Source organism: Coleofasciculus chthonoplastes PCC 7420 (assembly GCF_000155555.1).
Taxonomy (GTDB): domain Bacteria; phylum Cyanobacteriota; class Cyanobacteriia; order Cyanobacteriales; family Coleofasciculaceae; genus Coleofasciculus; species Coleofasciculus chthonoplastes_A.
Genome location: NZ_DS989847.1, coordinates 287,102 through 300,677, shown reverse-complemented (window position 1 = coordinate 300,677; position 13,576 = coordinate 287,102). Strand labels below are relative to the sequence as shown.

General features: G+C 45.6%; 9 protein-coding genes. 4 read left to right on the top strand and 5 right to left on the bottom strand.

The window, feature by feature from the left end; genetic code table 11:
* Positions 1-267 precede the first annotated feature (267 nt).
* Together MC7420_RS12055 and MC7420_RS12050 are read right to left on the bottom strand one after the other, a co-directional pair.
* Positions 268-2,622: a GumC family protein gene (locus tag MC7420_RS12055; RefSeq protein ID WP_006100672.1), complete on the bottom strand. Its 2,355-nt coding sequence runs from the start codon at positions 2,620-2,622 to the stop codon at positions 268-270.
* A 225-nt stretch (positions 2,623-2,847) separates the two neighbouring features.
* Complete coding sequence (locus MC7420_RS12050; RefSeq protein WP_083798992.1) at positions 2,848-4,350, bottom strand: polysaccharide biosynthesis/export family protein; 1,503 nt, start codon at positions 4,348-4,350, stop codon at positions 2,848-2,850.
* 359 nt (positions 4,351-4,709) lie between these two features.
* On the opposite strand from MC7420_RS12050, the gene MC7420_RS12045 reads away from it, so the two are divergent.
* Positions 4,710-5,666: an Rpn family recombination-promoting nuclease/putative transposase gene (locus MC7420_RS12045; RefSeq protein ID WP_006100447.1), complete on the top strand. Its 957-nt coding sequence runs from the start codon at positions 4,710-4,712 to the stop codon at positions 5,664-5,666.
* A gap of 134 nt (positions 5,667-5,800) precedes the next feature.
* On the opposite strand, the gene sfsA is transcribed toward MC7420_RS12045, so the two are convergent.
* Positions 5,801-6,541, bottom strand: coding sequence for a DNA/RNA nuclease SfsA (gene sfsA, locus MC7420_RS12040; protein WP_006100640.1), 741 nt, complete (start codon positions 6,539-6,541; stop codon positions 5,801-5,803).
* A 596-nt stretch (positions 6,542-7,137) separates the two neighbouring features.
* On the opposite strand from sfsA, the gene MC7420_RS12035 reads away from it, so the two are divergent.
* Positions 7,138-7,404 carry a hypothetical protein gene (locus tag MC7420_RS12035; RefSeq protein ID WP_044206692.1) on the top strand — a complete coding sequence of 89 codons (267 nt, stop codon included), beginning with the start codon at positions 7,138-7,140 and terminating at the stop codon, positions 7,402-7,404.
* Positions 7,405-7,550: 146 nt separating this feature from the next.
* Positions 7,551-8,963: an aminopeptidase P family protein gene (locus MC7420_RS12030; protein WP_006100650.1), complete on the top strand. Its 1,413-nt coding sequence runs from the start codon at positions 7,551-7,553 to the stop codon at positions 8,961-8,963.
* Between the two features lie 593 nt (positions 8,964-9,556).
* Here MC7420_RS12030 and MC7420_RS12020 read toward each other — a convergent pair.
* On the bottom strand, positions 9,557-10,177 hold the full coding sequence (locus MC7420_RS12020) for a hypothetical protein (protein ID WP_044206826.1): 621 nt from the start codon (positions 10,175-10,177) through the stop codon (positions 9,557-9,559).
* A 31-nt stretch (positions 10,178-10,208) separates the two neighbouring features.
* Between MC7420_RS12020 and MC7420_RS12015 the strand changes: the two genes are divergently transcribed.
* Positions 10,209-11,435, top strand: a complete 1,227-nt coding sequence (locus MC7420_RS12015; protein ID WP_006100500.1) for a methionine gamma-lyase family protein — start codon at positions 10,209-10,211, stop codon at positions 11,433-11,435.
* A gap of 376 nt (positions 11,436-11,811) precedes the next feature.
* Here MC7420_RS12015 and MC7420_RS12010 read toward each other — a convergent pair whose 3' ends face one another.
* On the bottom strand, positions 11,812-13,395 hold the full coding sequence (locus tag MC7420_RS12010; RefSeq protein WP_006100627.1) for a hypothetical protein: 1,584 nt from the start codon (positions 13,393-13,395) through the stop codon (positions 11,812-11,814).
* Between the last annotated feature and the right edge of the window lie 181 nt (positions 13,396-13,576).

Below are 13,576 nucleotides of genomic sequence, written 5' to 3'. Positions count from 1 at the left end.
CAGTTTCAACCCCCTGTTGGGGGGAAATTTTGCCATCGCGGAGGCTTACAAGCCAAGGATGCAAGATCTCAAAAGTGTAAAAACCTTGCACTTGTTGGGTGGAAAAATGGCTTTAAACCCTTGTATAGTATAGCTTCACAATTAATTCAGCAAGCCCTATTTAGGTCAAAAATAATATTTAATCGGGGCGGGTTTAGTCGCATCTAGGTGCAACAGAAATGATAGTAGTGAAACCCGCCCCTACACAGGTGAAAGTTTAAACCTTTTTTATTCGTGATTCTTCTGTTCGTCACCCGGCTGGATGTTTTCCTCCATCCGTTTCATCAAGAGCTGTTTGGCTTTGAGAATATCGGATTCGGTTCCATAGTGATTGTGATAGTAATAGTAAGACCGGGTAGTATACCCTTTAACGCCGTTGGCAACCACTCCTAACACGGTAGCGTTAGAAATTCTCATACCATCTAGGGCTTGCATTAATGCCGAGCGATCGCTCTTACCCAAGCCCACCACCATCATCACACCATCAGCGTGAGCCGCCAAGAGACGACCATCTGCTAGTCCTAACACAGGTGGTGTATCGTAAATCACTAGGTCAAAAACCGCATGAAATTGTTCCATCAAATGTTGCATCTTCTTGGAACACAGCAGCCGACTGGGATCAGGGGGGACTTGACCGGCGGTGAGGACATACAACCGATCCCACATCGGTAGGCGCTGGATTGCTTGTTTTGCTGTCAGTCCAGTAGCAATGACGTTACTTAAGCCCACCTGGTTGTCTAGGTTCAAATAGTGATGAACCTGAGGGCGGCGTAAGTCCGCATCCACCAGCAATACTCGTTGACCCATGGCGGCGGCGGCTTGGGCGAGGTGAACGGAAACCGTCGATTTTCCTTCTGAGGGGGTGGCGGAACTAATAATAATGGAGTGAACGGGTGTATCGCTACCCAGAAACCGAATATTCGTTTGGAGGGAACGGAATGATTCTAAGAAGGGAGACGCATTGTAGCTTCGGGATGAATGGCGAGATTTTCGACCGTTAGTGGACGGGGATGATGATGTCATCTGGGTTAAGTTTGCCGTAGACATCATCTGTTGTTTGAGTTGTTTTTGGTAGGGAATAATGCCCAGTAGAGGCAGTTTGGTTAAGTCTTTGAGTTCATCGGGAGAATGGAAGACATTATCCAAACGTTCGATCAGCAACGCCACGCCCATACCTAACAATAATCCCGCGATCGCCCCTAATGTGATATTGCGCTGGGTATTGGGCCACACGGGGACTTGGGGGACTTCTGGCTTTAATATAATCTGCCAGGGTAAGGCTTTCTGGGCGGCTTCAATTTCCAGATTTTCCCGCACCGCCAGAAAGCGATTTAAACTATCGGTGGCGACTTGGAGTTCTCGCTGTAAGTCTGTGTAGCGGCGGGCGATGACGGGAATTTGTTTGACCTGGAGGTTGAGCATTTGAGCCGATCGCGCGATCGCACTTTGTTTGACTTGCAAGACTTGCAGTTGATTAGTCGCTTGCACCAGTTGCTGGGTCAAGTTTGTGCGAATCGAATTGGGGGAAGCACTGGAAACCCCAGCCTCGGTTAGGCTTGCGCCCAATACGTTTTGGGATTCTTGGTTGAGTAAGGGTAAGAGATTATCCCGTTTCTGGCGCAAGGCTTGCATCGTGGGACTTTGTGGCGTAAACCGCGCCGATTCTAGGGCGATCTGGGATTCAAGTTCCGCGAGTTGGTTAAGTAACTGTTGGTAGCGAGGGGCTTCACTGAGGGTTACAGTAGCAACAGCTTGCTGGGGTGATAATCCCAACTGCTGTAAGAGGGTATTGTAAAGCGATCGCGTTTCTTGATACTGAACCTGAGTTTGCAACTGCTGCTGTTCGATCGCACTCACCCGTTGAGATAACTCTTGGGCTTGGATTTCCGGGTCGAGGAGGTTATGTTGTTGGCGAAAGGCTTGCAATTGTCCTTGCAGCTTATTCACGCGATCGCGCAGCACGGGTAATTGATCATCAACGAACTGAATTCCCTGTTTCAGGTTCAGTTGTCGCTCTTGTAAGGAGTAACGTAGATAGCCTCGAGCGACTTCGTGTAAAACCCGCCGCACTCTTTCCGGCTCAGTATCCCGATAACGCCCTTCCAGGATCTTGGTGTCCCCCAGTCGGCTGACAATTAGCTGACTCATTAATGACTCGTAACTGACCTCAGGATAATGCTTGTGGATCTCTTGGACAATAGCCTCCATTAGCTGAGGACTGCGTAACACCTGAATCTGGGTATCATAATCCAGTGTGGAATTCCGTCCATCACCGCCACCCACTGCTTCCGTGAGTTTGTCTAAGTCTCCTTCCTCGGTGACGGGTTCGACCAACAGTTGAAACTTGCTCTCATACTTCGGTGTCTGATTCAACGTCCAAAAACTGATCCCCGATGTCACTGCGATCGCGACTCCAGCAATCACTAACGCCCGACGCCGAATCACGTTGACTAACTGTCGCAATGTCCATTCATCAGGTTCGGGTTCCGGAGGTGGCGTCCGGTAGACCATCGGTGGTGCATACTGCGGGTGTTTTCCATTACCATTAGGCGATAATGGTGGCTGAATCTGACCGATTTCCATCTTCCCCCTACTCCTTCTGCGTGGATTGAGCGCGTTCGTTAAAAAATCATTTTACCTTGTTTAATTGTGTACTAGGTTGGCTCAAAATCGTCACGAATACCGCTGAAATTTACAAATTTGATCGGAGTAGGGAATCAGCCATCAACAATCCAATTCCTCAAAAACGGTAACAGAAGCAACAATATCCCTATTTTCTGTAGAGACGTGCCATGGCACGTCTCTACTCTAAAATCCAAAAAATCTAAACACCGAGAACACGCTGCCAATAGGACTGACAATTGTCCCCAAAGTATCCGTGACGCGGGTCAAACCGGAACGTCTGACGATAATCACATCATTAGGGCGCAATGGCGGATTGCTTTCATCGTTAACATCAGCCGTAAAATCCACCTCGATTTCCCGTTTTTTAACCGTACCATTGGGTTGCAGACGAATCAACTCTACAGAACTCTTGCGGGCACGACGGTTATCAAATCCGCCAGATGCTAGCAGGGCTTGATTTAAGGGGGCGTTAGCAGGGACGGAAACTGTACCGGGTTTCTGAACTTCTCCCACCACATTGACATTGATAATCGCCGCCGAAAAGCTCGCTGATGCCAATTTTGTCGCTTCTAAAGCGGTCAGGGTTTCGGCTTCCGGGACTCTAATCGTGTCTCCCTGTTGCAGAATCACATCTTCAGAGAGATCACCCTCTTGCAGGAGTTCCCAGAGATTGACAACGATCAGTTGCTCAGAGCCATCTCTGGTGGTGCGTCGCACTTCAACATTACGAATATCGGCAGATTGAGTAATACCTCCGGCTACTTGAATCGCTTGAGTTACCGTTGGCGGTTCTGTATTGTTACCACCGCCGCCACCAGCCTGGTCAGCCGTAGCCGCTCCCGATGTGGCGGCGGTAACGGTATAAGGACCCGGACGCACCACTTCCCCGACTACGGCAACTTTAATTGGCTTAACCGCCTCTGGCGAAAAACTCGCGGTTGCCAGTTGACGGCTTTCTAGGGGGTCAATTCCGGTGGTGGTGGGGATAAAGATTTCATCACCATCTCTCAAGGTCACATCTTGAGCGAGATCGCTATTTTGCAATAACTCCCAGAGATTAATTGTATAGGTTTGTCGGGTAGCTGAGTTCATCCGGCGGCGGATTTGCACGTTTCGCACATCAGCCGAGCGACTAATTCCACCAGCAAGCTGAACCACTTGAGTCACGGAGGGAAATTGTTGTCCTTCGTTCAGAGTTACGCTGTAGGAACCCGGACGATTGACTTCTCCCGCGACCGCGATTTTTAGGGGGCGAGGATCAATCAGGGTTAAGGTGACTAAAGGGCGTCTGACATAGGGAGCGTATCGCTGAGAAATCCGTTCACTAGCCGCATTAATGGTTAACCCTTCGACAGGGATACTGCCAGCAACGGGTAAATTAAGGGTTCCATCTACTAAAACCTGGTATTCTCCACTGTATTCGGGAACATCAAAGATGGTTACGCCCACGCGATCGCCTGATCCGAGGGTATAGGGTAAATCGGGTGGTGGATTCGTAACCGTCGTGGGTGCAAGGGGCGAAAATGTAGGGACTTGCGCCATTCCCGGAAGCGGTGCGGTTACGGCAAAAAAGGCGAATAGGGTTAAACCTGCTATAGATGGTGTTAAATGCTTGCTCAAGTTGATCCTCCCGATCCCTATGGTGCGAAAACTCTCAATGGGTTCTTTAACTCTCAGTTTAGTCATATTTATTACAGATGTCTTGGCTCATGCGTGATCAGCTCACATTACCGTTGAAGCCAATGGGGACGAAAAAGTTCTTTTGCCAAACCGTTAAAGCTGAAGGGGTGACAAGCTCGCGTCAAAGGTAGGTAGAGTGTGGGGTATGGGAAAAATCTTTAGAGAAACACAAGCGATATCCCTGTCAACGTTAGGGAGAAGGCTCGTCTCAACTATGATCAATATATAGACTCGTTTCGAGAATACCTGTCGGTGTAATTGAAACCGTCTGCTCCAGCAACGTAATCGGCTACGTCTTCAAAAAAAGCAAATTATGCTAAAAAAAAATATACTTTTAATATTTAAATTATTGATAAATTATGATCATGAGATTTATTAGCCCAAAAACAGATTTTGCCTTCAAGAAAATCTTTGGCGCGAAGGATAGCAAAGATATCTTGATTAGCTTTTTAAACGCTTTAATCTATAATGCCAATCCAGTAATTCAGGATTTAGAAATTATTGATCCGTACAATCCTGGAGATGTTGTCGATTTAAAAGATAGTTATCTTGATGTCAGAGCTGTCCTGGATAATGGCTCAACGGTGTTAATCGAAATGCAGGTGCTTAACGTGGCATCCTTTGAAAAGCGGGTCATTTATAACCTGACAAAAACTTATGCTAATCAATTAAAATATGGAGAAGGATACTCACATCTTAAACCCGCGATCGCCTTAACGATAACGGATTTCCAACTCTTTGACCAGACTCAGCGGTTCCTGACTCGTTTTGGCTTAAAGGAAAAACAGGAATTATTTGACTATACCGATCCGGAAATCGAACTAATTTTTGTCGAATTAACCAAATTCAATAAAAAGCTTGAGCAGTTAGACAATTTAACCGATAAATGGATTTACTTTATTAAAGACGCTCCCAGCTTGGAAGTCATTCCACCCACGTTTAGACAGGTTCCCGAACTCGAGAAAGCCATGAATATTGCTAACCAAGCGAATTTAAGTGTAGAGGAATTAGAAAAAATACGCAAGCGAGAGGTATTCCTTGAAGATCAACGGGGATTTATTGTTAAGGCAAAGCAGGAGGGACGAGTAGAGGGACGAGTAGAAGGACGAGTAGAAGGACGAGTAGAAGGACGAGTAGAAGAAGGAATCCGATGGACATTGCGTTTACTGGAGCGTCAGTTTGGGTCAATTCCGCCCGCAATCATTAATCAGATTCAAAACTTGTCTGTTGAAGAATTAGAAGATCTAGGTGATGCTATTTTAGATTTTAACGATTTAGAGGAATTATCGGTTTGGTTACAAGACAATACAAAGGGCAGGTAAATAAGAGCAGTATACCGATCCAGCAATCGAGAAAGCCATGAATATCGCTAACCGCTAATTTATCGGGATGATCGGGATTATCGCGGTTGTAGGGGCGGATCGCTGCATATCGTAGGCGGGTAATTCTCTAATCCCTAATCAACAAGAAATTCAGCTAATCCCAAATAACGAATCCCTTGGGGAGTAATCTCAAAACGACAGGGTAACACCTCAAGCCCATGGAGAACCGCTTCTCGCAAAAGTTTTCCGTAAACAGGATCAGTACTATCACCTGGACTAAAGCGATCGCAGTCCCCCCGATTGATAAAATAAAGCATGATCGCCTTGGCTTGGGGTAATAACTTCTGGAGTTCTTGCAGGTGCTTTTGTCCCCTTGTGGTTACGGTGTCGGGAAATAAGGCTAAGGTTCCCTGCGCCCAAGTCGTATTTTTCACTTCCAAATAAATAGAAGGCGCGTCATTCTCCCCCGTTAGCACAAAATCAACCCGACTTTTCCGGTTTTCACCATAAACCACTTCGGGGCGAATTTGGCTGTAGCGATTGGCTAATTCCGGAATCAGCCTTTGTTCCAGGATGATCTTCATCACCCGATTGGGTAGGGCGGTATTAATCCCCACCCAAGTTGGTTGGGTGTCATTGACTTGGATCATCTCCCAGGTGTAGGCTAATTTGCGCTTAGGGTTATCACTACGAGAGACCTGAACTAAACTTCCAGGGGTGGAAACCCCTGTCATTGGACCCGTATTCGGACAGTGGGCGACAATGGTTTCCCCTGATGTAAGCTCAATATCGGCAAAAAACCGCTTGTAGCGTCTGAGTAGCGTCCCCGTCTCTAGCGGTGGGTAACTGTAAATCCAATCGGAGCGATCGTCCATTAATTTTTTGGAACTGTTCACATTACTTAACTAATATATTAAAATAACTTAATATACAGTAACATTCAATGGACTCAACATGGCTAACTCAGACCAACGGAAACAGCGGATCATGGAACACATAAAGCGCTCGATCACCATTCCTCAGCGAGGCTTTTCGATGAATTCCGATTCTAAAAAACAACAGATTATGGATCATATCAAAATGACACGAGGTTAGGGTCAATTGTGATCGATTGAAATCAGCCAGTCTGTCAGGGATAGTTCCGGTTCCCATTCTCTCCTCCGAAAGTCTCCCCTCCGAAAGCGAAGAGGTTACAAGTAAGTTAGGTACACAGACAGATCCCCGACTTCTTGGAGAAGTCGGGGATCTTGCTTGAGGCTGTACCTCATCGACCTGAAATCTGCTGTAAATATTTGGCAGGTAAGTCTTGAACAGAGCTCAATTCACTCAATTAATTATGCTTTGATTTAAATTTATTTTTCGATTTAAAAATAAAAATAACTAGCTTAAAACACCAAAAATCTACGAAACTTTTTGATTCCTTTTGGCGTCCCTTAAGACTAAATGGATAAATAAAAATAAAGGCTGACTCATGTTTTCAGGAAAACCAAACACGAGAAAACCCCTTTGGACGTCTCTCGCTTCATTAAGCTTACTGCTGATGATGGGTAGTTTAACGATGACCTCCTGCGGACTGGTAAAACCCATCAGTGAATCCACGCCACAAAATGAAAATCAGGCAACTGAGAATGATTCAGTCATAGATGCTGATCAAGACGCCGATGAAGAAAAAACGGAGGCAGAAAAACGGTATGAAGCGGAAGGGATAGACACCACTGCTGATGATGATCCTGAATAATCTCAAATGCAAATTTTCCTTATATACACCAACAGTTTTGACTCATAGGATAAAAAAGTAGCAGGCTCTCACCTCCAAGTTACAGGTTGGACGTCTAAGATATAACAGTTTTGTTATCATACAGTGATGGGTTAACACAATTGTTAATGGAGAGCCAGCAAAACTACGATAGCCTAGCCACAACCCTGCGCGATCGCCGAGTTCGTCTCGCCCAGCTTATTGATTTTCCTGTCATTCTCTGGGCGGGCAAGTCTTATCCACGTAACTTTCCGGCAAATCCGTTTCCATTTCGCGCCAGTAGCCATTTTCTCTACTTTGCAGGTTTACCCCTAGAGGGTGCTGCCATTTATCTCAACGATGGCAGGTTGGAACTGTTTCTGGATGAACCCTCGCCAGCCAGTACCCTTTGGCATGGGGAAATGCCTAAACGAGAGGAGATTGCCCAACAAATGGGTGCTGATGCGGCGTTTCCATTATCAGAATTAGCCTCACGCACAGCCGATGCTGCAACGTTGGCGGTGCAAGATATCGCCACTTATCAGCAGCAAGAACAACTGTTAAATCGATGCGTCAACAGGGCTAACGCCCCCGAAGGAATTGACCGAGACTTAGCTAAAGCGATTGTATCCTTGCGACTGTGCCACGACGCTGAGGCATTATCCGAGTTACGTAAAGCCGCCGCCGTGACAGTAGCTGCCCATAAAGCGGGAATGCAGGCAATCGGGGGTAGAGATGTGGCAACAGAATGCCTCTACGAAGCCACAATCCGGGGGGCGATGGAAGGGATGATTCTTGCCCACAACATGAGTTGTGCTTATGGCAGTATTGTCACCGTTCACGGCGAAGTGTTGCACAATGAACAGTATCACCATCCCTTGCAACCCGGAGATTTACTGTTGGCAGATGTGGGGGCAGAAACGGAGAGAGGATGGGCAGCTGATGTGACTCGTACCTTCCCTGTAACCGGAAGGTTTTCTGCGACGCAGCGCGATATTTACGAGACTGTTTTAGCCGCCCATAACGCTTGTATTGAGAAAATTCATCCCGGTGTGGAATATCGCGATATTCATCTGTTAGCCGCCGCCACCCTGACTCAAGGATTAGTGGATTTGGGGATTCTGCGGGGACAGGTATCAGATTTAGTCGAACGAGATGCTCATGCTTTGTTCTTTCCTCATGGCATTGGGCATTTGCTGGGCTTAGATGTGCATGATATGGAAGATTTAGGAGATTTAGCGGGATATGCAGAGGGGCGAGTCAGGAGCGATCGCTTTGGGTTAGGATTTCTGCGATTGGATCGACCATTACAACCTGGAATGCTAGTGACGATTGAACCTGGATTCTATCAAGTTCCAGCTATTTTAAATGATCCAGAACGACGCGCCAAGTATCAAGATGTGGTTAATTGGAATCGTTTGGCTGAGTTTGCTGATGTGCGTGGGATTCGGATTGAGAATGATGTTTTAGTCACTCCGGAGGGTAGTGAAGTTCTCACCGCCACTTTACCAACTGAGGCAGATGCGATTGAAGAATTGGTTCTATTAGGTGGGAGAAATTAAAGTTAATGGTGGGGATCGCCATTTGTCTTATGTCATAAGCTGTTCGGCATTTAAACCTTAATGTCAATAATGGTGAAATCCTTGCTGTAGTGCGAGCATCTTGCTCGCTACATTGAGCATCTTGCTCGCTACATTGAGCATCTTGCTCGCTACATTGAGCATCTTGCTCGCTACATTGAGCATCTTGCTCGCTACATTGAGCATCTTGCTCGCTACATTGAGCATCTTGCTCGCTACAGTGAGCATCTTGCTCACTGACTTAAGGCGAATGTCACTGACTTAAGCTGGGTTCGTAGTAGGCACTTTAGTGCCAGAAGCGCTAAAGCGCTTACTACAAACTCTAAAGTCAGTGCCATTCGACTTAAGGCTGGTGGGCAATGCCCACCCTACAGTATCTCTACCACCCTCTTGCATCCTGGGATTGCAAGCTGACCTAATACTAAGGTGCGTTCTATCGCTTTATTGTCACTCTGGGAAACGAAATGTTAAATCTGATTGCTGAAAGCCATGGCTGCAAAGCATTTGGGCATTTAGAAACTGATAGAAACTCATGATATAGGAGTAAGTGGCCAAACTCCCTGACTGTAAGGGTTTCAGGCTTCGTCCTTCCGAAAGTGACATAAGAGCGATATCATGTCATTCTGAGCGAAGCGTGAAGCGAAGCTATAGCGAGGAACGAGATACGAGAATCTGGACAGATGCTTCGCGTCACTCCGTTTCACTGCGTTCTGCTCAGCATGACATATAATTGTCCCTGAATTACTATCGACTATTTCCTCCACTCCTGAAGCCGAAACCTGAATTAGGGATAAGTTACTATCAACTGTTCCTTTTAGATAAATATCTCCGGGTAACTCACCGCCAATATCAATTAAACCGATAATGTCTTGAGTCATCGTATTAAAGTTAAACTGAAAATACTTGCCCGTTGATACACCATCGTTAATAGTGTTGTATGTTTTGATCGGGTGATTCGATGGCTCAGCAAAAGAAACGGTCAAGCTTTCTAAGGCTTGAGTTGTACCCACTCCTTTTTCTGATAGTATAGCAGGAGCCGTTTTTTCATCATAATTGAAGGTTCCTGTTGCCGAATACCCCTGATTGCCTTGCCAAGTAAAATTAACCGTCATTGCTTCAGCGGGAGCGATGCTAGTCAGGAGGAGGCTTAGGGCTAAACTGGTTACGATAACAAGTTGGACAAAAATACGTTGCATTTTATGGATTTGATCTAAAAAAAACAATTCTATGGTAATCAACAGTTCAGAACAGCTTCAAGATGCTGTTAAAGCACTCCGCCCAATTTTTGAAGAGATTGACATCAACGTCAAGCAAAATCTGAAAAAAGTCCTGATGGCTTTTCGTAATTATCGCGTTGGGGTGCATCACTTTGCTGGAGTGAGTGGTTATGGTCATGACGATTTAGGTCGGCAAACCTTAGACCAAGTATTTGCAGAAGTCATGGGTGCTGAAGCAGCAGCCGTGCGAGTTCAATTGGTTTCTGGAACTCATGCGATCGCCTGTTGCTTGTTTGGGGTGTTGCGTCCTGGTGACGAGATGGTATCTGTGGTGGGTGCGCCTTACGATACCTTAGAAGAAGTGATTGGTGTTCGAGGTCAAGGTCAAGGATCATTACGGGAGTTTGGCATTGATTATCGTCAGTTAGAATTAACTGCTGATGGAACCATTGATTGGCAGGCGTTAAAAACAGCAATTGGACAACGGACGCGCCTCGTCTTAATTCAGCGATCGTGTGGTTATTCTTGGCGTCCTAGTCTTTCTATAACAGACATCGAAAAAATTGTCCAATGCGTTAAACAGCAAAATCCGAATACAATTTGTTTTGTCGATAACTGTTACGGCGAGTTTATTGAAGACAAAGAACCTCCAACCGTTGGTGCGGATTTAGTGGCGGGATCGTTGATTAAAAATCCGGGTGGCACAATTGTCACTGCTGGGGGATATATCGCTGGAAAAGCCGAGTTAGTCGAAGCCGCAACCTGTCGATTAACCGCCCCCGGAATTGGTAGTTCGGGTGGGGCAACATTTGAACAGAATCGGTTATTATTTCAAGGACTTTTTCTCGCCTCGCAAATGGTGGGAGAGGCAATCAAGGGAACGCATTTAACCGCTTATATCTTTGATCAGTTAGGCTATCCCGTCAATCCTCAACCCATGGCATCTCGCCGAGATGTTATTCAGGCAATTCAGTTAGGTTCACCGGAGAAATTAATCGCCTTTTGTCGGGCAATTCAGCAATATTCTCCCATTGGTTCCTATCTCGATCCTGTACCTGCCCAAATGCCGGGATATGAGAGTCAGTTAGTTATGGCGGGAGGAACGTTTATTGATGGGAGTACCTCGGAGTTTTCTGCTGATGGACCGTTGCGAGAGCCTTATATCGTATTTTGTCAAGGGGGAACCCATTGGACTCATGTCGCGATCGCACTGGAAGCAGCAATAGAAGCAATATAGGGTGGGGGAATTCGTCAACTTGGACGCCAGGAAATAAATTTCTTATCTTTAAGCTCAAGTAAGAATGGAGCTTACTGGATAAAACTTTGAACCCGTTTTAACGGGTTTTAGCTTTAAGCCAGAACTTTAGTTCTAGGCTTAAGGAGCTTACTTTTTTTGCACGCGACAGGGGAGAAACAGGAAAGTTTGGAAAGTAATGATTTGGCACACCTAATGTAATTAATCAATTACATTCCATCCAGAAACTGTAGGGGCGCAAAGACTTGCGCCCCATTCAATTGTCACATCTAATCCACAATTTTAGCTGTGTCAATCCAGTAGTGGCGTGGCACACCTTAAATGTTTGTCGTGTTAACCCAAACTGGTTAATGAAACTTCAGCGCACTTTCGATAAATTAGGCAAAGCATTAGGATTGGCAAATAGCGGTTTTGATGCTGATTCACCGATACGTTTTAACTGACGAGTTAATTGCACAATTAATCCTGCCATTATCGCCCATTGACCCAATACACTAAACAAGACAGTGAAGACAGATGTCTGTTCTAAGATAATCCAAGGCGCACCAAATACTGACACAAGCCATAATCCGGGCAATTGTACTCCTGAAGTGAAGTCCGCTTGTATGATAGATAAAATAAATAGAGGGACAAAAATCGTCAGACTCAAGGTACTTCCTGCCCAAATCCACGGTTTTTTGCGTCGGATTATCAACATCAATTGAATGAGAAGGGCGTAAAATCCAATTAAATTAGCACACAGTAACAATCCCGCGATCGCTTTCACTTTGTCATCGACACCAGTGGGAAACAGCAGTAACCACGGGAACCAGACAATTGCCGTAATCCCTAAATTCAACGCGATCGCAATTGACGAAGGACTCTTTTCAGCCCAAAGCCAATCCCACCATGACATCTGCACATTTTTAACCTTTGAATTCTGACGTTGGAATTGCCCGTACCTTGACCAATCCAGCAAACTTTGTCGTTGCGGCGAAATTGCAAAACTAACCGCTAATAAGGCAACCAAGCTAAACAGAGAAATTCCAAACAGACAGCCAAATAGTGCATCTTTGCTAGTTATAAACTGGCGGGGAAGTGACCAAAATAATCCCAATAGCCAAATTTGAACACTTCCTACTAGCCAGTAACTCTGTTGTTTATTTAACAGCGTTCCATTGGGATTGCGGAACATACGATTAGTTGCTTGCCAAACCCAGTAGGCGCTAACGCTAATAGTGATTAGCATCCACAACGTTAGCTGTAAAGGTGCTTCACCCAGATTCCAAATAAACCAAGACCAATTTCCCAAATCCCTATATGTCAAGGTTTGCCAATCAAAATGCCAATCCAGCACCCCAATAAACAAACTTCCTAACCACGCCCCGATTAGACTAGCTGCTAACCCTTGATAAGACGCTTGAGTTAAGGACGCATTGAGTAATCCTAAACCATAGAACAATCCACAAGTGACCAGGATTAAAGCATAAAAACTGATAATCCAAGCCAAGGGAACACCCGCAACAATTCCTGAGATCCAATGTAGAGGAATAGCCAAACTTAATCCCAGGTAAACTAATATCGGCACACCTAGCATTTTCCCCCACAAAATACGCTGACTAGATTGGGGAGTGAGGCGAATAAAATTGAGCGTACCACGCCGATGTTCTTGCATCCAATCAGAAATCAGCAAATAGACGTCGATGGAAAATAAAAACAGAGGTAGAATCCAATTCAGTGTTCTGAAAATCGTCAGCCAATCAACTTCCCAGACGGATTCGACACAGTAATCATTAACACGCTTCGTACAATTTTGGCTAGAAAACGTTAATAAAATTAACGCTTGAATCATTAAAGACGTTGCCACAACCAGGCATCCATTGCGGAGTTGCAACCGTCCTCGAAGTTCTCGCATCAACTGGGGATTCCAGTCACCCAGTCGGTTTATCAGTGTAGAAAGCATGGGAAATATCTCCAAATTAACTGTTCGTTCGTAGTTGCGCTTTAGCGCCTAAAACCTTGAGTCATAACCACAAACACTGAACTCATACTCTCAAGTTTAACGGGTCTTTTATCAGTTTGTAGTCAGCGATGCGAGCGCTTATGGCACTAAAGTGCCGACTACGAACGAACGAAACCCGCTT